22 protein-coding genes are annotated in these 19,975 nt (G+C 56.9%); 19 read left to right on the forward strand and 3 right to left on the reverse strand.

The annotated features are described in order from the left end of the window. Positions 1–70 precede the first annotated feature (70 nt). From FOI68_RS18875 to FOI68_RS18895, 5 genes are all read left to right on the forward strand, one after another. Positions 71–829, forward strand: a complete 759-nt coding sequence (locus FOI68_RS18875) for a ParA family protein (protein ID WP_029100562.1) — start codon at positions 71–73, stop codon at positions 827–829. Further along, positions 826–1,668 (forward strand): ParB/RepB/Spo0J family partition protein, encoded by an 843-nt coding sequence (locus FOI68_RS18880; protein ID WP_029100561.1) that lies wholly within the window; start codon positions 826–828, stop codon positions 1,666–1,668. Before FOI68_RS18875 ends, FOI68_RS18880 begins: the two co-directional genes overlap by 4 nt. An 18-nt stretch (positions 1,669–1,686) precedes the next feature. Next, positions 1,687–2,847 carry an aminotransferase class V-fold PLP-dependent enzyme gene (locus FOI68_RS18885; RefSeq protein ID WP_143864022.1) on the forward strand — a complete coding sequence of 387 codons (1,161 nt, stop codon included), beginning with the start codon at positions 1,687–1,689 and terminating at the stop codon, positions 2,845–2,847. An 81-nt stretch (positions 2,848–2,928) separates the two neighbouring features. Further along, positions 2,929–3,645 (forward strand): DUF554 domain-containing protein, encoded by a 717-nt coding sequence (locus FOI68_RS18890; protein WP_029100559.1) that lies wholly within the window; start codon positions 2,929–2,931, stop codon positions 3,643–3,645. A 179-nt stretch (positions 3,646–3,824) separates the two neighbouring features. After that, positions 3,825–4,724: a diacylglycerol/lipid kinase family protein gene (locus FOI68_RS18895; RefSeq protein WP_035296462.1), complete on the forward strand. Its 900-nt coding sequence runs from the start codon at positions 3,825–3,827 to the stop codon at positions 4,722–4,724. 190 nt (positions 4,725–4,914) lie between these two features. On the opposite strand, the gene yyaC is transcribed toward FOI68_RS18895, so the two are convergent. Continuing rightward, complete coding sequence (yyaC, locus tag FOI68_RS18900) at positions 4,915–5,526, reverse strand: spore protease YyaC (protein ID WP_035296459.1); 612 nt, start codon at positions 5,524–5,526, stop codon at positions 4,915–4,917. A gap of 343 nt (positions 5,527–5,869) precedes the next feature. Between yyaC and FOI68_RS18905 the strand changes: the two genes are divergently transcribed. From FOI68_RS18905 to FOI68_RS18915, 3 genes are read left to right on the forward strand one after another with little or no spacing between them, the layout of a single operon-like run. Further along, positions 5,870–6,151: a putative Se/S carrier protein gene (locus FOI68_RS18905; protein WP_029100556.1), complete on the forward strand. Its 282-nt coding sequence runs from the start codon at positions 5,870–5,872 to the stop codon at positions 6,149–6,151. Next, entirely contained in the window at positions 6,148–7,038 is an 891-nt protein-coding gene (locus FOI68_RS18910; RefSeq protein WP_029100555.1) for a mechanosensitive ion channel family protein, read from the forward strand. The genes FOI68_RS18905 and FOI68_RS18910 overlap by 4 nt, the downstream gene beginning before the upstream one ends. 30 nt (positions 7,039–7,068) lie before the next feature. Next, complete coding sequence (locus FOI68_RS18915; protein WP_029100554.1) at positions 7,069–7,278, forward strand: DUF951 domain-containing protein; 210 nt, start codon at positions 7,069–7,071, stop codon at positions 7,276–7,278. A gap of 355 nt (positions 7,279–7,633) precedes the next feature. On the opposite strand, the gene FOI68_RS24290 is transcribed toward FOI68_RS18915, so the two are convergent. Continuing rightward, complete coding sequence (locus FOI68_RS24290) at positions 7,634–7,723, reverse strand: YjcZ family sporulation protein (protein WP_035290222.1); 90 nt, start codon at positions 7,721–7,723, stop codon at positions 7,634–7,636. Between the two features lie 339 nt (positions 7,724–8,062). Here FOI68_RS24290 and pepF point away from each other — a divergent pair, with 339 nt between their 5' ends. The 11 genes from pepF to FOI68_RS18975 all read left to right on the forward strand — a co-directional run bounded on the left by pepF (position 8,063) and on the right by FOI68_RS18975 (position 19,369). After that, positions 8,063–9,973 carry an oligoendopeptidase F gene (pepF, locus tag FOI68_RS18925; RefSeq protein ID WP_143864023.1) on the forward strand — a complete coding sequence of 637 codons (1,911 nt, stop codon included), beginning with the start codon at positions 8,063–8,065 and terminating at the stop codon, positions 9,971–9,973. A 207-nt stretch (positions 9,974–10,180) separates the two neighbouring features. Continuing rightward, positions 10,181–11,281, forward strand: coding sequence for a redox-regulated ATPase YchF (gene ychF, locus FOI68_RS18930; protein WP_029100552.1), 1,101 nt, complete (start codon positions 10,181–10,183; stop codon positions 11,279–11,281). A 141-nt stretch (positions 11,282–11,422) separates the two neighbouring features. Then, positions 11,423–11,710 (forward strand): 30S ribosomal protein S6, encoded by a 288-nt coding sequence (gene rpsF, locus FOI68_RS18935; protein WP_029100551.1) that lies wholly within the window; start codon positions 11,423–11,425, stop codon positions 11,708–11,710. A 29-nt stretch (positions 11,711–11,739) separates the two neighbouring features. After that, positions 11,740–12,198, forward strand: coding sequence for a single-stranded DNA-binding protein (locus tag FOI68_RS18940; RefSeq protein ID WP_029100550.1), 459 nt, complete (start codon positions 11,740–11,742; stop codon positions 12,196–12,198). A 57-nt stretch (positions 12,199–12,255) separates the two neighbouring features. After that, positions 12,256–12,486: a 30S ribosomal protein S18 gene (gene rpsR / locus FOI68_RS18945; protein WP_035290218.1), complete on the forward strand. Its 231-nt coding sequence runs from the start codon at positions 12,256–12,258 to the stop codon at positions 12,484–12,486. A gap of 88 nt (positions 12,487–12,574) precedes the next feature. After that, on the forward strand, positions 12,575–13,483 hold the full coding sequence (locus FOI68_RS18950; RefSeq protein WP_143864024.1) for a DUF2232 domain-containing protein: 909 nt from the start codon (positions 12,575–12,577) through the stop codon (positions 13,481–13,483). Between the two features lie 4 nt (positions 13,484–13,487). Next, a complete protein-coding gene (locus FOI68_RS18955) occupies positions 13,488–15,425 on the forward strand; it encodes a DHH family phosphoesterase (protein WP_029100547.1) in 1,938 nt (645 codons plus the stop codon). A 63-nt stretch (positions 15,426–15,488) separates the two neighbouring features. Further along, on the forward strand, positions 15,489–15,932 hold the full coding sequence (gene rplI, locus FOI68_RS18960) for a 50S ribosomal protein L9 (RefSeq protein WP_029100546.1): 444 nt from the start codon (positions 15,489–15,491) through the stop codon (positions 15,930–15,932). Positions 15,933–15,955: 23 nt separating this feature from the next. Then, a complete protein-coding gene (gene dnaB, locus FOI68_RS18965; RefSeq protein WP_029100545.1) occupies positions 15,956–17,305 on the forward strand; it encodes a replicative DNA helicase in 1,350 nt (449 codons plus the stop codon). A gap of 256 nt (positions 17,306–17,561) precedes the next feature. Next, complete coding sequence (locus FOI68_RS18970) at positions 17,562–18,848, forward strand: adenylosuccinate synthase (RefSeq protein WP_029100544.1); 1,287 nt, start codon at positions 17,562–17,564, stop codon at positions 18,846–18,848. A gap of 317 nt (positions 18,849–19,165) precedes the next feature. Beyond that, entirely contained in the window at positions 19,166–19,369 is a 204-nt protein-coding gene (locus FOI68_RS18975) for a hypothetical protein (RefSeq protein ID WP_029100543.1), read from the forward strand. A 73-nt stretch (positions 19,370–19,442) separates the two neighbouring features. On the opposite strand, the gene FOI68_RS18980 is transcribed toward FOI68_RS18975, so the two are convergent. After that, positions 19,443–19,814, reverse strand: coding sequence for a hypothetical protein (locus FOI68_RS18980; protein WP_029100542.1), 372 nt, complete (start codon positions 19,812–19,814; stop codon positions 19,443–19,445). Positions 19,815–19,975 lie beyond the last annotated feature (161 nt).

Below are 19,975 nucleotides of genomic sequence, written 5' to 3' on the forward strand. Positions count from 1 at the left end.
AACAGCGTACGACAGAACGGCAAATCTGGTAACATGGTTAGTAGAATGGTGTAAAAATGAGGTGGAGAAGTTGGGTAAAATCATTGCGGTAGCAAACCAGAAAGGTGGCGTAGGAAAGACGACCACGTCCGTCAACCTCAGCGCTTGTTTGGCCACGTTGGGAAAAAAGGTGCTGCTGGTGGACATTGATCCGCAGGGGAACGCAACCAGCGGGATTGGTGTGAACAAAGCGGATGTGCGCTACTGTATCTACGACGTGCTCATCAATGATGTCAGCCCCGTAGATGCCACGTTGCCTACTGACATCGATGGTCTTATGATCATTCCTGCTACCATTCAATTGGCCGGCGCGGAAATTGAGCTCGTCCCAACCATCTCGCGTGAGGTTCGTTTAAAAAAGGCGCTGGAAGTCGTCAAAGATAAATACGATTACATCATTATCGATTGTCCGCCTTCGCTCGGAATCCTGACGGTGAATTCCCTGACGGCGGCCGATTCGGTGCTGATTCCGATTCAGTGTGAATACTATGCGCTGGAAGGATTGAGCCAACTGCTGAACACGATCCGCCTGGTGCAGAAACACCTGAATTCCCAGTTGACGATCGAAGGCGTCGTCCTGACCATGCTGGATGCGCGTACCAACCTGGGGCTTCAGGTTATTGAAGAAGTGAAGAAATACTTTCAGGACAAGGTGTACAAGACGATTATTCCCCGCAATGTCCGCTTGAGTGAAGCGCCGTCGCACGGACAGGCGATCATCACGTATGATCCGCGCTCTCGAGGAGCGGAAGTGTATACCGACTTGGCGAAGGAAGTGGTAGGGGTATGAGCAGGGGCTTAGGGAAAGGTCTGAACGCGTTGATCACGTCCAATCTCATTGAAGAGGGGGAGAGCGTAACGGAGATCGCCGTCGGAGACATCCGTCCCAACCCGTATCAACCACGGAAAGAGTTTGAACCGACAGCGATCGAAGAACTGGCCCAGTCAATCAAGGAACACGGCATCATTCAGCCGCTGATCGTTCGGAAAAGCATCAAAGGCTTTGAATTGGTGGCAGGAGAACGGCGATTGCGGGCGGCCAAAGCAGTCGGATTGAAAAAAGTGCCCGCTGTGGTCAAGGCGTATTCCGACCAACAGTTGATGGAGATTGCCCTGATCGAAAACCTGCAGCGGGAAGATCTGAATCCGCTGGAAGAAGCGGAAGCGTACGAAAAGCTGATCGCCCATCACTCGTATACGCAGGAACAACTGGCCCAAAAGATCGGCAAGAGCAGACCGCACGTGGCCAATATGCTGCGCCTGCTGCAGCTTCCCAAAAAGATTCGCGAGATGGTGTCGGTGTCTGCGCTGTCGATGGGACACGCCCGCGCTTTGTTGTCCGTGGAAAAGGAGTCGGTCCAGCTCCAGCTTGCCAACGATGTCGTCAACAAGGGGTTAAGCGTGCGGCAGTTGGAGGAGTTGGTGAAACAACTCAATGTTTCACGTGAAACAAAGAAGAAGAAGCCGCCCAAAAAGGAACCCCAGCTCATGGAACTGGAGGAACGTCTGCGCAGCCGTCTCGGCACATCGGTGAAGATTAAAAAAGGAACCAAACGGGGGAAAATCGAGATCGATTTTTACTCGCAGGAAGACTTGCAGCGCATTTTGGACATATTGTATGTGGAGTAACCCCATAAGGAGGAAGCAATGCGGATCATTTACCTGGACAATGCTGCTTCTACCTGGCCCAAACCGCCCGGGGTAAAGGAGATGATGGCCGAGGTACTCGATGATTTTGCGGCCAATCCGGGCAGAGGCGGGCACGCGTTGGCGATGAAGGCGAGCAAGACCGTGTTTCGGACGCGGGTGCAATTGGCTCGGTTGTTTGGGATTCAAAACCCGAATGACCTCTTTTTTTATCTCAATGCCACCCAGGCGCTGAATCAGGCGATCAAAGGGTTTTTAAAAGAAGGAGACCATGTCGTCACGTCGTCGATTGAACACAACTCCGTGCGCCGTCCGCTGGAGTACATGCGCCGGACGAAACAGGTGGAGATTACCTATGTGGAGCCGAGAGAAGACCAACTGTTTCACGCGGAAGATTTTGAACGGGCGATCACGCCCAAAACGAAACTGCTGGTGATCAGCCACGCCTCCAATCTGACCGGGGTGATTCTGCCGGTCGCCGAACTGGGGGAAGTGGCCAAACGGCACGGTGTCGTACTTCTGGTGGACGCGTCCCAAACGGCAGGCGTTTTGCCGATTGACGTGGAGAAGATGAACATCGGCATGCTGGCGTTTCCCGGACACAAGGGACTGTACGGGCCCCAGGGGACGGGCGGCCTGTACGTTCACGAGTCGATTGATCTGGAGCCGTTGATCCACGGAGGGACAGGCAGTCAATCGGAAGCGATCGATCAGCCGACGACCAGGCCGGACCGCTATGAGAGCGGAACGGTCAACACGGCCGGATTGGCTGGTCTGTTGGCCGGCGTGACGTTTGTGATGGAAAAAGGCGTGGAAGCGATTCGTGCGCACGAGTGGGCACTGACGAAGCGGACGATGTTGGGACTGCAGGAGATTCCGGGAGTGGAATGGTACGGATCGGGCATCGAAACGGAAAGAGTGGGCGTCGTTTCCTTTAATATCGCGGGAGTCGATGCAGCGGAGGCGTCCTTTATCCTGGACCAGCAGTACGGCATTGCGACGCGGGCCGGCTACCACTGCACGCCGCTGGGACACCAGACGGCGGGAACGGAACAGCGAGGAGCGGTGCGGGCCAGCTTTGGCGTCTTTAATACGGAAGAGGACGTGGACGCGCTGCTGAACGCGGTCCGCGAGATCGCGTCCGCTTTCAACCCGGCGTAGGCGGAAGAGGCCCCGCTTGCTGCGTACAGAACGGCAAAACGGAGTTCCTCCAAAAGCTGCGATCACAGAGGAGTGGAGAACGTGTTTTTGTTGGGGACACTGGTAAATGCGCTTGCCATCGCGGCGGGGGCATTGGCGGGGCGCTTGTTGTCCGGCATCCCGGAATCAATCCGGCAGACGGTCATGCAGGGGATCGGCCTTGCCATTGTCGTGCTGGGATTGAAAATGAGCCTGGATACGAACAACATTTTGCTCGTGATTGTCAGCATCGTGCTGGGCTCCATGATCGGAGAGCTGATGGGCATCGAAAAAAGCCTGAACCGTCTGGGCCAATGGCTGGAGAAAAAGATGGGAGGAAACCGGCAGGGGAAAATCGCCACAGGGTTTGTAACGGCAACGCTGGTGTACTGTATCGGTGCCATGGCCGTCTTGGGCTCGTTGGACAGCGGTTTGCGCAACAATCACGACATTTTGTACACGAAAGCGATGCTGGACGGTTTGTCGTCCATCATTTTTTCATCGACGTTGGGCATTGGCGTCATCTTCTCCGCCGTCCCCGTCTTTCTCTATCAGGGGACGATTGCCCTGTTGGCCACGCAAATCAACAGTCTGGTCAGCCCGGCGATGCTGGAGGCCATACTGGCGGAGGTAACGGCGGTTGGCGGACTGATGATCATCGCGATCGGCATCAACATTCTGGAATTAAAAAAAATCAACGTGGCCAACATGCTTCCGGCGCTCGTGATCGCAGCGGTCGGCGTGCCGGTGGAGAAATGGCTGTCGGCAGTGATGGGCTGAACAAATGAGAGGGACAGGCTCTTCCGGAGGGAGGAGTCTTTCTTAATGAACCGGATGTGCCCGCCGTCATCTCGGCGTTTCACGGGATGCAGATCGACGGGCCGCAACCTATGCAGGGGCACCGCATCGTGCGATAATACAGACAGGAGTGAGAGGAGAACGGGCGAGGAGAGGGCGCAATGCTGGGATTTATCGTCAACCCGGTGGCGGGAAACGGCAGGGGAGCCGTCGTGTGGAAACGTCTTGAGACGGAATTGAAACGGCGTGGTGCCGTTTATCGGGTGCGGATGACGTCAAAAGAGGGGGAAGCCAAAAAACTGGCTGCCGAGCTGCTGCAAAAAGAGGAAGTAACGCACATTGTCGCGGTCGGCGGGGACGGAACGGTCAGCGAAGTGATCAACGGCATCAGCGAGTCGGGGATTTGCTGCCCGTTTGGCCATGTGCCGGCCGGTTCGGGAAACGATTTTGCCCGCGGCCACAACCTGCCGAGCGATGCGCTGCAGGCGTTGGAGCGGATTTTGGCTGCCGGGAAACAAAAGCGGATCGATTTGCTTCGCGTCAACGGGCAATTGGCTGTCAATGCCGTGGGGGCCGGGTTTGACGGGCAGGTGGCAAAGATCACGAACGAAGCCGGCTACAAACGTTGGCTCAATCGGGTTAGGCTTGGAACGCTCTCCTATGTGATTTCCATGCTGCGCGTGCTGGTTTCCTATCAACCCTGCCGGGTCATGCTGACCGTCGACGGCAAACAGGAGCAGTTGGAAAACGTCTGGCTGATCGCCGTCGCCAACATTCCCAATTACGGCGGAGGGATGCTCATCTGTCCGGGGGCCGTGCCGGATGACGGTTTGGCTGAGGTGTGCGTGGTCAGCGGCGTCAGCCGTTGGGCCCTGCTGAGGGCCTTCCCCTTGATCTACAGAGGGGCGCACGTCCGGCATCCGGCTGTCCGCTTTTTTCGCGGCCGCCACATCCGGATTCAGGCGGAAAACCCGCTGGTCGTCCATGCCGACGGAGAGGTGGCGGACGTGACGCCGGTGACGGTGGAGGTAGCCAGGCAGCGGCAGGTTGTAAGTCTGTAGACGATCACAACCAAAAGACTTGTTTGTCCCCGCGCGAGAGGAAAACAAGTCTTTTTTCGGTGTCCCATCGTTGAAAACATCACACCGGGCTGTTCCCTGAAACCGCACCATACCGCCGGGAAAGAAGATCCGCCTTCATCGCGAAGGCTTCGATAGAAACGCGTCATCCCCGTACAGAGTGGGCAAGGGGTTACTCGGGGGAAGCGGTGCCCAGCCGCTGCGGATCGCCCGAGTGAAGCACGGCCGCCTGGAACAGGGCGGAGGCGATGATGTCCGCCATGCGCATGACCACGTAGAGACGCGTGTTTTGCAGGACGAAATACTCCATGAAACCACCCACATTGACAATGCCGGTAATGTGAAAGGTGCCGACCGAGGGCAGGTCCTTTTTCACGCCGGCGCCTGGCTTCAGGGGCCCGTCCGCCACATTGATATTGCCCACATTGCTGAACTGGCCGAGACAGGCGTCGATGGCGATGAGCAGTGCCTGCGGATGGGTCCGGCGAATTTCATCCAGTTTTTCGCTGAGATTCATGGCGTGCACGGGCTCTTCCAGGGTTCCGTATACGTGCAGCAGGTGGTGCGTGCGGGATTTCAGCTTGCTGCCGACCAGCGGCCCAAGCGCGTCGCCGGTAGAACGGTCGGTTCCGATGCAGAGGATGACAATTTCGTCGTGGTACGGCTTCAGGAGAAAGCGCTGCGCCAGGTGCTGAGCCAACTGATCGGCAGCGTTTTCATTTCGATACTCGACTGTAAACGGCGGCAAGGAGCTGTCCTTGCGCTGGCTATCGAACAGGTTCATGGCTACCCCCAAGTCTCGCGTCGTTCGGACGGATAACACCAAAAGTATTCACAGTATAGTACCGGACGGGCATTTTTATACCAGCTAATGCAAAGGTTGCGGCTGTTTTGAACGCTTCGGAAAGTGAAACAACGACAGGCGAAGCGTCCGGGAATACCAGCCGTCCGCAGCCGGCGGTTCACGGTCTTGCGGCGGCAGCTTTTCGGGCTGAGCGATGGGTCCTGTTCCATTTCCATGCCCGGAAACATGCCCGGCAAAAGCAATTCTTTACAACCGGGGAAACTGGCGCGGTTGTACCTGAACAGGTACAATGGGAACAGAAAAGTGGAGGGAGGGGATCGATGTGGAAGGCGAGACCGTACTGATCGCGTTTGATTCCACCCAGCAGGCGCTGCGGGCGGAGATGCTGCTGGAGTATGCCGATATCGACATTGACACCCGCCCGACCCCGAAAGAAATCACGGCCGGCTGCGCCCTGTCCATTGAGTTCCCGCTGGCTGACTACCGGCAAGCCAGAGAGATCATCGAAGGGCAGCATGTGGAAATTCGCGGCTACTTTCGCTTGTTTTCCGACTGCTACCACGAAATCGACGAACACGGAAACAGAAAGGAGCGGTTTGCATGACAGAGGAGATCGCCAAGCAGGAGCGATGGTTTGAGACATTGTATGCGCAAGCGAGCGCTTATCTGACAAATCCGGATACATGGGTCAGAATCGGATTGGTCGCCCTGAAAATCCTGATGATTATCATCTTGTCCCGCATCGTGGTATCGGTCGTCCAGGCGGCGGTAAACCGGGTGTTTCAGCATCGGCAGGGCAGCAAGCTGCAGATTGAGCAGCGGCGGGTCGACACGCTGCGGGTGCTGGTGAACAACGTGGCCCGGTACACGATCTATTTTTTGGCCATGTTGCTGGTGCTGCAGCAGATGGGCGTCGACCTGCGTCCCGTTCTGGTCAGCGCGGGGGTGCTGGGGCTGGCGGTCGGGTTTGGCGCGCAAAGCCTGGTGCGCGACGTGATCACCGGCTTCTTCATCATTTTTGAGGATCAGTTCGCCGTGGGCGACGTGGTCACGATCAACAACATGACGGGTACGGTGCAGGAGATCGGCCTGCGGATCACCCGGATTCGCAGTTGGACGGGGGAGGTTCACATTTTCCCCAATGGCACCATCAATCAGGTGACCAACTTTTCGCTGCAAAACACGTTGGCGGTCGTGGACGTATCGGTAGCCTATGAAGAGGATCTGGACCACGTCGAGCGCGTCTTGAAAGAGATTTTGAAAAAGGCGCAGGAAGAAATGCCGGATATCGTCGCGGAACCGCAATTGCTCGGCGTTCACGCCTTCGGACCGTCGGAAGTGATCATGCGCGTGACGGCGGAGTGCAAACCGAACACCCATCACGGCGTGAACCGCAAGCTGCGGGCGATGATCAAGAGAGAGTTCGACGCGCGCGGCATCGAGATCCCGTACCCGCGGATGGTGTCCATCCAGCCAAAAGGACAAGCCTGACACGAGGGACGAGGAGAAGGAGGGAGACACATGGAACGAAAGCAGTTTGCCCTGGGGGACATCGTGCAGATGAAAAAGCCCCATCCGTGTGGGACCAACGCCTGGAAAGTAATCCGCATGGGCATGGACATCCGCATCAAATGCACCGGGTGCGACCACAGTGTGATGATCCCGCGTCTTGAATTTGAGCGGAAAATGAAAAAAGTGCTGGTTCGTGCAGAGGACCAACCGGAATCGTAACCGTTTGGGAAGACCCGGCCTGTTGTTTTCCACAATGCCCGTAAACGGCCGGAATGCCGGGTAACCGGACATGCGGACAAAGGACACCGCAAAAACGGACAAGCGAGCGCAATGGAAAGAGGATGCAGCCGCATCACGGGCTGCATCCTCTTTCTTTTGGTCAATGGTGGCGAAAGGCAAGGGAACCGGGTGGGTGGCGTCTTGCCTTGCGCAAAACATCTTGTGGATGACCTCTCGAAAATTCAGTCGAGCCATTCCGGCGAAGCTGCTGCCGAAGCGATGCCGGGGCTGGATATGCAGACGCTCGTGTCAAAAGGATGTACACCTTTAAAAAGGTTGGATGGCGGCGGGGACGTTAGTCGCAGTCACAACCAACGATGACAAGCAGGATGAAGAGAACCAGCACAAGCGCGAAACCCTCGAAGCGGCCGTTGAAGATACCCACTAGCTAACACCTCCTACCCTGGATTCATTACTTATGCTATGTCGGAAGAGAGGAGGCGGTATGGGCGTTTGTCACGTTGAACGGAAAATAAGTTATGCACAGCACTATCCACAAAAATGTGGACAACCAAGTCGTTTTTTTTGGATTTTCCGTAAGAAATGTGGACAATCACGGTTTTCGACAAATGTTATCCACAATTTTATTCACAAACAGCGTAAATCTTTGGATAAACAGGATTAAATATTTAAAATATTTTTATTAGTAAGAAGGAATTAAGGGGGAGGGATATAATTACAGTATTTAGCAAAGATAAAACATGAAGAAAAGGGGCGATTCTGAGTGAAAAAACGAGCGTTTGCATCTTTTGCGGCGCTGGCGATCGCGTTGACGACCGTATCTTCCCCGTTTATCCCGTACAGTACGGCGGCGGTGGCGGCTGCGGCGGAAGCGCCCGTTTACAAATCCCGCGCCGACATTCCCGACTCGTACAAATGGAAGCTGGAAGATATCTACCCGACCGTTCAGGACTGGGAGAAGGACGTCGCCAAGGTGGAAGCGCTGGCGAACGCGTTTACCAAGCATCAGGGCAAACTGGGCCAGTCGGTGCAATCGCTGCTGCAGGCGTTGGACGACTACAGCGCGCTGATGCGCTTGAACGACAAGGCGTACGTCTACGCCAACATGTCCCTGGACGTCAACTCGGCCAATTCCGAGCTGCAAAAACTGGCGGACCGGGCGGAAAAAATGAACACGCTGGTCTCCGAAAAGACCTCGTGGATGCAGCCGGAGATCGTCGCCATTCCGGACAACAAGATGAAGAGCTTCCTGGAAGCCAAGGAATTGGCGCCGTACAAAATGATGCTGGAGGACATGATCCGCACCAAACCGTACTCGCTGTCCAAAGAGATGGAGGAGCTGCTGGCCAAGTCGTCGCCTTTGGGCAACTCGCCGACCAACATCTACGGCATGCTCTCCAAGGACGTGAAATTCCCGAAAATCAAGGACGAAAAGGGGAACGAGGTGCAGTTGACGCGGGCCAACTTCGTCTCCTACCTGGAGAGCAAGGACCCGCGGGTGCGGAAGGATGCCTTCAAGGCATACTATCAGGCGCTGACAGACTTCCAGGACACCTTTGCCCAGACGCTGGCGGCCAAAGTGAAAGCGGACAACTTCTACGCCCAGGCGCGCAAGTACGGCTCCGCGCTGGAGGCCAGCCTGACGCCCAACAACATTCCCACGAAAGTGTACGACGAACTGATCGAAACCGTTAACAAAAACCTGCCGCTTTTGCACCGCTACATCGCGCTCAAGAAGAAAATGCTCGGCGTGAAGGAACTGCACATGTACGACATTTACGTCTCGATCGTGCCGTCTGACAACAGGTACATTCCGTACGAGGAAGGCAAGAAAATGGTCGTCGACGGCCTGCAGGCGCTGGGGGACGACTACGTGAAGGTGCTGGCCGAGGGACTGGAAAGCGGCTGGGTGGACGTCTACTCCACCGACGACAAGCGCAGCGGGGCGTACCAGTGGGGAGCGTACGACACGCATCCGTACGTGCTGCTCAACTACCAGGGAACGCTGGACGACGTGTTTACGATTGCCCACGAACTGGGCCATGCGATGCAGTCGTACTACACCAACAAGACGCAGCCGTACATCACGTCCAACTATCCGACCTTTACGGCGGAAGTGGCCTCCACGATGAACGAAACGATGCTGTTCAAGAGCATGTACGAAAAGGCCAAGACCAAGGAAGAGAAAATGTACCTGCTCAATCACTACCTGGAGAACTTCCGCTCCACGCTGTTCAGACAGACCCAGTTTGCCGAGTTTGAGCGGGTGATCCACGAGAAGGAGCAGGCGGGCGAATCGCTCAACGCCGAAGCGATCAAGAAGATCTATTTGGACCTCAACAAGAAGTACTACGGCACGGACATGGTCTCGGACGAGGAAATCGCGATGGAATGGGCGCGCGTCCCCCATTTCTTCAACTACCGCTACTACGTCTATCAATACTCCACCAGCTTCGCCGCTTCCCAGGCGCTGGCCAAACAGGTGCTGGACGAAGGCAAACCGGCCGTCGACCGCATCCGCACCAACTTCCTCGAGGCGGGCAACTCCGCGCCGCCGATCGAGGTGCTGAAAGCGGCAGGCGTGGACATGTCCACCTCCAAGCCGATCGAACAGGCGATGGAGATCTTCGAAGAGACGCTCAACGAGCTGGAAAAGCTGGTGAACGAGAAGTAACGCGGCAGATCGAACCGGCTGGCTCCCTTTCACGCGGAAAGGGAGCTTTTTTTGTCCCAGCGCAGGATGCTAACGTAAGCGACAGGAAAGACGCTCACAGACGCAACCGCATGCCGGAATCTGCTGCCACAAGGAGACAATTGTATTCTTTCAGCCAAATCTATATACTGAAAAGGATATGAGGATGAAAACAAGGAGTGTATATAGATGGGTGCATCTTGTGGCATTGTAGGCCTTCCCAACGTAGGCAAGTCGACTTTGTTCAACGCGATCACGCAGGCGGGCGCCGAATCGGCCAACTATCCGTTCTGTACCATCGACCCCAACGTGGGCATTGTCGAGGTGCCGGACCCGCGCCTGACCAAGCTGACGGAGATCGTCGTGCCGAACAAGGTGGTTCCGACGGCATTTGAGTTTGTGGACATTGCCGGTCTGGTCAAAGGGGCAAGCAAGGGCGAAGGATTGGGCAACCAGTTCCTGGGTCACATTCGCGAGGTGGATGCGATCGCTCACGTGGTGCGCTGCTTTGAGGACGAAAACATCACGCACGTGGCGGGGCGCGTCGATCCGCTGAGCGACATGGAGACGATCAACCTGGAGCTGATCTTCGCCGACCTGGAGTCGGTCGAACGGCGCATCGACCGGATCGGCCGCAAGGTGAAAGCGGGCGACAAAGAGGCGAAGCAGGAGCTGGACGTGCTGGAACGCCTGAAGGCGGCATTTGAAGAAGGCAAGCCGGCGCGCAGCGTGGAGATGGACGAGGACGAACGCAAACTGATCCGCGACCTGCATCTCCTGACCATCAAGCCGGTGCTGTACGTGTGCAACGTGGCGGAGGACGGCATTCACGACGCCGACAACAATCCGCACGTGCAGGCGGTGCGCAAGCAGGCGGCCGAGGAAGGGGCGCAGGTGGTCGTGATCAGCGCCAAGGTGGAGGCGGAGATCGCCGAGCTGGAAGGCGAAGACAAGCAGATGTTCCTGGAAGAGCTGGGCCTGAAGGAGTCCGGTCTCGACCGTCTGATTCGCGCCGCCTACGACCTGCTGGGGCTGATTACCTACTTCACCGCCGGCGTGCAGGAAGTGCGTGCATGGACCATCCGCAAGGGCACCAAGGCGCCTCAGGCGGCCGGAGTGATCCACAGCGACTTTGAACGCGGTTTTATCCGCGCCGAGGTGATCTCCTACGACGACCTGGTGGAAGCCGGTTCCGTGGCGGCCGCCCGGGAAAAGGGCAAGTACCGCCTGGAAGGGAAAGAGTACGTCGTTCAGGACGGCGATGTCATGCATTTCCGGTTCAATGTCTAGAACGCAACCTTGCCTCGCATGGGGTGTTTTGCTATAATACGAAAATGCGAGTATTTATGGAGTGCATGTCCCATGCGTATCTATCTGCACTCGCTCCTTGCCCGCACAGGGCCGCTTAAGTCCATAAGGAGGTGAAAAGGTATGCGTCAATACGAAGTCATGTACGTATTGCGTCCAGACCTTGAAGAGGAGAAAGTAAAAGCCAACGTTGCTCGTTACCAGGAAGTTGTCACCAACTTCGGCGGCGAAGTGACCAATCTTCAAGAGATGGGCAAGCGTCGTCTTGCGTATGAGATCAAAAAGTTCCGTGAGGGTTACTACGTTTTGATGAACTTCAAAGCGAATTCCGATGCTGTTGCGGAAGCAGAGCGTCTCATGAAAATTAACGACGACGTGATTCGCTACTTGTTTGTTCGTGAAGAGAAGTAATCGTCGTCGCGGGCAGAGGGGGACCCAAGATGAATAAAGTCATTCTCATCGGAAACCTGACGAAAGATCCGGAGCTGCGCTATACGCCAAACGGTGTCGCTGTTGCCACCTTTACCCTTGCGGTGAACCGTCCGCGCCCCAATCAGGCGGGCGAGCGGGAAGCCGACTTCATCAACATTGTCGCTTGGCAGAAGCTGGCCGATCTGTGCGCCACGTATCTGCGCAAAGGCAGACAAGCGGCTGTCGAAGGACGCATTCAGACGCGATCCTACGACAACAAGGAAGGAAAAAGGGTGTACGTGACAGAAGTTGTGGCGGAAAACGTCCAGTTCCTGGGCGGGCGCGGCGGTGAAGGCGCAGGTTACGATCCCGGCTTTGGCGGCGGGAAACCGGCCGGCGGCCAGCGAGACGACTTTGATCCATTTGGAGATCCCTTTGCCGATGCCGGCAAGCCGATCAACATTTCGGATGACGACTTGCCGTTCTGATTTGGGGTTGCGTTCAATCGTAGAACTTCACATTTCCTGCAAAAGGAGGGACTTTTCATGGCGCGCAAAGGACGTCCGAACAAGCGTCGCAAAGTGTGCTACTTCAAGGTAAACAAAATCAAGCACATCGACTACAAAGACACCGATCTGCTGAAGAAGTTTATCAGCGAGCGCGGCAAAATCCTGCCTCGTCGCGTAACCGGCACTTCTGCGAAGTATCAGCGCATGCTGACCGTAGCGATCAAACGTGCCCGTCAAGTGGCACTGCTGCCGTACACGGCTGAATAATTGACACAAGCAAAAAGGGGGACACAATTGCGTGGCCCTCTTTTTTCCATATTATTTGTCATTGCCAGATTCTCAGAGAGGTGTCGCCATGCCTTCCAAAACCAAACAACTGGCGGAAAACGCCGTGCTGTTGGCCATCGCGCTGATTCTGCTGTTCGTCAGCCTCTACACGGTGCTGGGCGTCGCAACCGGTTTATTGCTTCCGCTGCCGTTCGTGCTGCTGGGCATGAGACGAACGGTGACGAACATGATCTGGATCGTGTCGGGCTTTGCCTTGTTGGGCGGAGTGCTGACCGGGCCGATGACCGGCTTTATCGCGCTCCTGTCCGGGCTGTGGGGCGGCGCCATGGGCGTGATGTACGCCAAGCGCGGGACGGCGCTGTCCGCGATTACGGCGGGAGCCGGCGTGGTGTTTCTCGGATACGTTTCCTTTTTGGCTCTCGCTGCGTTTGTCCTGCATGTCGACTTCCAGGCGGTCATGCGGGAGGCGGCAGCCTTTAAGCCGTCGTTTATGACCAAAGAGCAGTTTGAACAGTCAATCGCGCTTGGCAGAATGGTGATGCCGGCGTTTCTGGTCATGCTCAGCTACCTGCAGAGCGGCATCACGCACGGGCTGGCGCGCCTGATCGGCAAGCGGCTGGGATACCCCGTGCCCGCCTTGAAGCCGGTACGCGAATGGAGTTTTCCCCGCTCCCTGCTGTACTACTACTTCGCCGCCCTGATCGGCCTGTTTTTGATCGGGCAGGAGCCGGAGGGAACGTTCTGGTCAAGCGCCGTTCTCAACGTAAAGGTGATGCTGGACGGCATCTTTGCCCTGCAGGGATTGGCTTTCTGTCTGTTTGCGATTCATCTGTACGGATGGAAGCGATTGGCTCCCGCGCTAGTTGTCTCTCTATTTATTTTTCCTTTCCTAACTACTATACTTAGCTTATTAGGCATTTTTGATCTGGGGCTTCAATTGCGCAAAAAACTGGAAACAAGAGTGAAGAGGGGCTGAGGAAATGCCCAAATTCCTGTTAAAGCGTTGGTACGGGCTGCATATGGTCCTGGCTCTCAGCTTTAGCTTGTTGCTGTTGGGGATTTTGACGCTGCATCACTGGATGTACGGGGCGATCGGGATCATCTGTCTGATTGGCCTGGTTCTTTATGCCCTGCAAGCGGAAAAAGGCTTTCAACGGGATCTGCGCCTATACCTGGCTACGGTGACGCACCGGGTGAAAAAAGCGGGAGACGGCGTCATCCAGGAACTGCCGATCGGCATATTGCTGTACAACGAAGAGAAGGTAATCGAGTGGGTAAACCCGTTCATGACACAGATGTCGGGAGACGAGATGATGATCGGCAAGAGTCTCCAGGACGTTTTTCCGCATCTGACCTGGAAACCGGAGCAGAAGCGGCTGGAGTTTACCTACAACGAACGTACCTATGAAGTGCTGATCCGGCCCGAGGAGCGGCTGCTCTACTTTACGGACATTACCGACATGAAAGAGCTGACGCTTCGCTACCATCGCGAAAAGGCCGTGCTCGCCATCATCCACCTGGACAATCTGGACGAAGTGGGACAGGTCATGGACGAACAAAGCCGCACCCTGCTTTCCACCAGCGTGTCCGGGGTCATTACGGAGTGGGCCAACAAGCACGGCATTTACCTGCGTCGACTCACCGCCGACAAGTTTTTGGGACTGATGGAGCGAGAGACGCTGGACAAATTGGAAGAAAGCCGTTTTGACATTTTGGACGTCGTGCGGGAGATGACGGCCGACAACAAGATTCCGCTGACGCTCAGCATCGGGGTGGGAGCGGCGGCCGACACTTACATCGAACTGGGACAAATGGCCCAATCCAGCCTGGATATCGCGTTGGGACGGGGCGGCGACCAGGCGGCCGTCAAAGTAGGGAACAAATTGACGTTTTACGGCGGCAAATCCAACGCCGTGGAGAAGCGCACGCGCGTACGGGCCCGCGTGATCGCCCACGCGCTGCGCGATCTGATCCACGAGGCGGAGCATGTCATCGTCATGGGCCACAAGCAGCCGGACATGGACTCGATCGGCGCGTCGCTCGGGGTGCTGAAGGCGGTGCAGGTCCACAACAAAGACGCCTACATCGTCATGGACGAGGGCAACTCCTCCGTGGATCGGCTGATGAAGGAGATCTACGCCCATCCGGAGCTGGCCGAATCGTTCATCACGCCGGAGCAGGCGATTCGTCTCGTCACCGGCCGGACGCTGCTCGTCGTCGTTGACACGCACCGGCCGTCGCTGGTCATCGAGCCGCAGCTTCTGCAGGAAACCAGCCGGATCGTGGTGATCGACCACCACCGCCGCTCCGAGGAGTTCATCGAGCCGGTGCTCCTGTACCTGGAACCGTACGCCTCCTCCACGTCGGAGCTGGTGACGGAGCTGCTGCAGTACCAGAGCGAACGGTTAAACATCGACAGCCTGATCGCGACGGCCCTGCTGGCCGGGATCGTGGTGGATACCAAGAGCTTCGCGTTCCGCACCGGTTCGCGTACCTTCGAAGCGGCGTCGTTTTTGCGCCGTAACGGGGCGGACACGGCGGCGGTGCAGCGTCTGCTGAAAGAAGACCTGCAGCAGTATGTAAAGCGGGCCCGCGTCATCATGAACACGGAGACGTACCGCGACAACATGGCGATTGCCGTGGGCGATCCGAACGAGGACTTTACGCAGGTGCAGGTGGCCCAGGCGGCGGAGCAGCTATTGACGCTGTCCGGGATTGCCGCTTCGTTCGTCGTCGCCAGACGCGCGGACGACACCGTGCTGATCAGCGCCCGTTCCCTGGGGGACATCAACGTCCAATCCATCATGGAGCAGTTGGGCGGCGGCGGCCACTTGAACGGCGCGGCCACCCAGATCGAGGGCATTTCCCTGCAAGAGGCGGTCAAGCGCTTGAAAGAAGCGATCGATGCGGTCGTCTAGGCGGGGAGGAACTGTTTTGCGCTCTGCCCTCGACCAGTATTCGATGAAAAGGGGGAAACGACGATGAAAGTCATTTTTCTGCAAGATGTGAAAGGACAAGGCAAGAAAGGCGAAGTGAAAGACCTGTCCGAAGGCTATGTGCGCAACTTCCTGCTGCCGCGCGGACTGGTCAAGGAAGCCACGGAAGCCAACCTGAAGACGCTGGAGGCGCAGAAGCGCAGCGAGGCGAAACGCAAGGAGCAGGAGAAGCAGGAAGCCCAGGAACTGGCACAAAAGCTGAACGAACTGACCGTGAAGGTAGCGGGAAAAGCGGGAGAAGGCGGCCGCCTGTTCGGCGCCATTTCGAGCAAACAGGTGGCGCAGGCCTTGGAAGAGCAGTTCAACATAAAGGTAGACAAGCGCAAACTGGAAATGGATGCGATTCGTTCGCTGGGCGTGACCCAGATCAAGGTCAAGCTGCACAACGAAGTGACGGCAACGCTCAAAGTGCACGTGGTGGAAGAATAAGCTAGGCAAGCGAGGGGTGTGACGTGAGCGACCTGTTTTTGGACCGTGTGCCGCCGCAAAACAACGAAGCCGAGCAGTCTGTTCTGGGGGCCGTGTTCTTATCCAAGGAAGCTCTCATCACGGCCATCGAGATTCTTCGACCGGAAGATTTCTACAAGACGGCGCATCAGCGGATTTTTAAAACGATGCAGGACCTCTACGAAAGAGGGGAACCGGTCGACCTCGTCACGGTGACGGCGGAACTGCAGGACCACAAGCTGCTGGACGAAGTGGGCGGCGTCACCTATCTGACGGAAATCGCCAGATCCGTGCCGACGGCGGCCAACATCGAGTATTACGCCCGCATCGTCGAGGAAAAGTCGCTGCTGCGCCGGCTGATTCGCACGGCGACGAAGATTGCCAATGACGGTTATTCGCGCGAAGACGACGTCACGCAGATTCTCGCGGACGCCGAGAGATACATCCTGGAAATTGCCCAGAACCGCAACAGCGGGGGCTTTACGCCGATTCGCGACGTGCTGTTGGAAACCTACGAGCGGATCGAGTTTCTCAGCCAGAGACGGGGCGACGTGACCGGCATTCCGTCCGGTTACCCCGACCTGGACAAAATGACCTCCGGCTTTCAGCGCAGCGACCTGATCATCCTGGCCGCCCGTCCGTCCGTGGGGAAAACCGCGTTTGCGCTGAACGTGGCGCAAAACGTGGCGGCCCGGGCGGGAGAGACCGTGGCGATCTTTTCGCTGGAGATGGCGGCGTCGCAGCTCGTACAGCGGATGATCTGCGCGGAAGGCAACCTGGATGCGTCCCGGATGCGGACGGGTTGGCTGGAAGAGGACGATTGGCAGAAGCTGACGATGGCGATCGGGACGCTGGCCAAAGCCCCCATCTACATCGACGATACGCCGGGGATTACGGTGCAGGACATACGGGCCAAATGCCGGCGGCTGCAGGCGGAAAAGGGATTGGGGCTGATCCTGATCGACTACCTGCAGCTCATTCAGGGTCGCGGGCGCGGAGAAAACCGGCAGCAGGAGGTTTCGGAAATCTCCCGTACACTGAAAGGGATCGCCCGCGAGCTGAACGTGCCGATCATCGCGCTCTCCCAGTTGAGCCGCTCCGTGGAGCAGCGCCAGGACAAGCGGCCGATGATGTCGGACATTCGCGAATCCGGCTCCATCGAGCAGGACGCGGATATCGTGGCGTTCCTGTACCGGGACGACTACTACGACAAGGAAACCGAGAACAAAAACGTGATCGAAGTCATTATCGCCAAGCAGCGGAACGGCCCGACCGGAACCGTGGAGCTGGCGTTTTTAAAGGAATACAACAAGTTTGTCAGCCTGGACAACCGCTTCCGCGACATGGCGGGTTGAGCATCGGACCGCGGGCAGCGAAGGCGGCACAGGCAAGCGCGAAGCCGGACGACCGTCCGGCTTTTTTGCTGCATCCGGACGCCGGCGGCAAATGGGGGATCAGCGGCGGTTTTTCTGAATAAGATAAAAATACCGAACGTAGAATCTACCCAAACTCCTAACGTTCGTATTTTCGTTGACAGGTATGAAATGGTTTAGTACACTTAGAGTGTTTCAGGCCCAATAAGGATATGATGAGAGCAGGAGGTGTTTTTCGATGTCAACGGTCGTTGTCGTCGGAACCCAATGGGGCGATGAAGGAAAAGGGAAGATTACGGACTATCTGGCGGAAAGCGCAGAGGTAGTGGCCCGTTACCAGGGGGGTAACAATGCGGGGCACACGATTATTTTTGACGGAAACAAGTATAAGCTGCATCTGATTCCTTCCGGGATTTTCTATAAAGACAAAATCTGCGTCATCGGCAACGGGATGGTGATCGATCCGAAGGCGCTGGTGGCGGAGCTGGAATACCTGCACGGCTTCGGTTTCTCCACGAAAAACCTGAAAATCAGCGACCGCGCGCACGTCATCATGCCGTACCACATCAAGCTGGACAGCGTGGAAGAAGACAGCCGCGGCCAGAACAAGATCGGCACCACGCGCAAGGGAATCGGTCCGGCGTACATGGACAAAGCGGCGCGAATCGGCATCCGCATCGCCGATCTCCTGGACAAGGACGAGTTCGCGCGCAAGCTGGAGCGCAATTTGGCCGAGAAGAACCGCCTGCTGGAGAAAATGTACAACACCAGCGGCTTTGACCTGAAAGAAGTGCTGGAAGAATACCTGGGGTATGCGGAGATCATCCGCCCGTACGTCACCGACACGTCGGTGGTGCTGAACGACGCGATTGACCGCGGCAACCGCGTTCTGTTTGAAGGAGCGCAGGGGGTACTCTTGGACATCGATCAAGGCACCTATCCGTACGTCACCTCCTCCAACCCGATTGCCGGCGGGGTCACGATCGGTTCCGGCGTCGGTCCGACCAAGATCAACCAGGTGATCGGCGTCGCCAAAGCCTACACCACCCGCGTCGGTGACGGCCCGTTCCTGACCGAACTGACCGACGCTACTGGCGACCACATTCGCGAAGTGGGGTACGAGTACGGCACGACGACCGGACGTCCGCGCCGCGTCGGCTGGTTTGACAGCGTGGTGGTCCGCCATGCCCGCCGCGTCAGCGGGATCACCGGCCTGGCCGTGACCAAGCTGGATACGCTCACCGGCATCGACACCCTGCGCATCTGCACGGCGTACGAGTACAACGGGCAAATCATCGAGTCGTTCCCGGCCAATCTGAACATGCTGGCCAAATGCAAACCGGTTTACGAAGAGCTGCCGGGGTGGAAGGAAGACATCACCGGCGTACGCAGTCTCAACGACCTGCCGGAGAACGCCCGCCACTACGTGGAGCGCATCACCCAGCTCACCGGCATTCCGCTCTCCATTTTCTCCGTGGGTCCGGACCGCGAACAGACCGTGGTTGTCCGCGGCATCTACGGATAATCCTTGCGTATCGGGCGGGTTTTCCGCAAAAAAGCTGCCATATCAGGCAGCTTTTTTCTATGTCCTGCGATGTTCCTACGCCCGATTTCGTAGTGCGAAGGATGTGGTTTCCCGCCCTGTTTGGCCAAACGTCCTGGTCCGGCCCTCCCATCCCGGGCGGAAAGAAGGCCCGTACATGTCCCTGCCCCTGTCGGCTGCGTTTGTGCCTGGGGAGGATAAGCGTGGAGCAAATTTTTTTCCGCCGGACAGACACAAAACGACTTTGTCTGGGCATATGGTAAGGCATACCAAGGAAAGAAAATGAGGTGGTCGCGATGATGGGATTCGATCAAAAGGCAATGAAACTCCTGGGCAAGAACGTTCAGGTGAAAATGTTCAACGGCTGCGTCATCAAAGGAACCATGACTCATTTTGACAACGGGTATCTCTGCTTCATCACCACATACAAGCAGCGGGATGCGGGGAAAACGACGATTCGCCGTCTGGCGCTGAAAGACATCACGTCGATGGTCGAGGTGTGACGTCCCGATGCACATGCCAAATACAGCCACCTGCCCCGATGAGAGGGAAGGTGGCTTCATTTGCGACTTGCGGCTAGACCATGCCGCCGCAGGCGCGGATGATGTCGGTCGCTTCGTCGCCTCGTTCTTCCGGCACGACAGCGGTGAGCAGGATGCTGGCTTCCAGATTGTCGTCGCCGCGGTCGGCCATTCCGCTCGCATCCGGATTGGCCGCCGCCAGAATGCTGGCGTCGCGGCCGCTGGGGAAATCGCCCGCTGTGGTCATCTTCGCCAGACTGGGGATTTCTCCGGTGATCGGGTTGAGGATGTTCTCCACGCCATCGCCGGGAAACTGACCGATCCGGTCGATCTGAACGATGTCGAAACCGGCCTGGCGAAGTTTGTCGCCCGCCTGGACAGCTGCTTCCTCGGTCTTGAATCCGGCCAAAATGTTGCGTTCCTTCACGTGTGCCGCTCCTCTCAACATTTCTGCATGAGCACTGCCGCTCTGGTGTCCATATGATGCCTTTTTGTCGGAGCGTTTATTCGACAATATTTTACACTTGATGTTGTCGTTATTTTTGTGGTAAAGTCGACATAGTTGGTTTCTTTAGGCAATTTGACAGG

The organism is Brevibacillus sp. LEMMJ03 (assembly GCF_007197875.1).
Classification (GTDB): Bacteria; Bacillota; Bacilli; order Brevibacillales; family Brevibacillaceae; genus Brevibacillus; species Brevibacillus thermoruber.

Coding starts and splice junctions, on each gene's coding strand:
- FOI68_RS18880 (WP_029100561.1), top strand. CDS start 826: ATGAGCAGGGGCTTAGGGAAAGGTCTGAACGCGTTGATCACGTCCAAT.
- FOI68_RS18885 (WP_143864022.1), top strand. CDS start 1,687: ATGCGGATCATTTACCTGGACAATGCTGCTTCTACCTGGCCCAAACCG.
- FOI68_RS18895 (WP_035296462.1), top strand. CDS start 3,825: ATGCTGGGATTTATCGTCAACCCGGTGGCGGGAAACGGCAGGGGAGCC.
- yyaC (WP_035296459.1), bottom strand. CDS start 5,526: ATGAACCTGTTCGATAGCCAGCGCAAGGACAGCTCCTTGCCGCCGTTT.
- FOI68_RS18910 (WP_029100555.1), top strand. CDS start 6,148: ATGACAGAGGAGATCGCCAAGCAGGAGCGATGGTTTGAGACATTGTAT.
- FOI68_RS18915 (WP_029100554.1), top strand. CDS start 7,069: ATGGAACGAAAGCAGTTTGCCCTGGGGGACATCGTGCAGATGAAAAAG.
- ychF (WP_029100552.1), top strand. CDS start 10,181: ATGGGTGCATCTTGTGGCATTGTAGGCCTTCCCAACGTAGGCAAGTCG.
- rpsF (WP_029100551.1), top strand. CDS start 11,423: ATGCGTCAATACGAAGTCATGTACGTATTGCGTCCAGACCTTGAAGAG.
- FOI68_RS18940 (WP_029100550.1), top strand. CDS start 11,740: ATGAATAAAGTCATTCTCATCGGAAACCTGACGAAAGATCCGGAGCTG.
- rpsR (WP_035290218.1), top strand. CDS start 12,256: ATGGCGCGCAAAGGACGTCCGAACAAGCGTCGCAAAGTGTGCTACTTC.
- FOI68_RS18950 (WP_143864024.1), top strand. CDS start 12,575: ATGCCTTCCAAAACCAAACAACTGGCGGAAAACGCCGTGCTGTTGGCC.
- FOI68_RS18955 (WP_029100547.1), top strand. CDS start 13,488: ATGCCCAAATTCCTGTTAAAGCGTTGGTACGGGCTGCATATGGTCCTG.
- rplI (WP_029100546.1), top strand. CDS start 15,489: ATGAAAGTCATTTTTCTGCAAGATGTGAAAGGACAAGGCAAGAAAGGC.
- FOI68_RS18970 (WP_029100544.1), top strand. CDS start 17,562: ATGTCAACGGTCGTTGTCGTCGGAACCCAATGGGGCGATGAAGGAAAA.
- FOI68_RS18975 (WP_029100543.1), top strand. CDS start 19,166: ATGGGATTCGATCAAAAGGCAATGAAACTCCTGGGCAAGAACGTTCAG.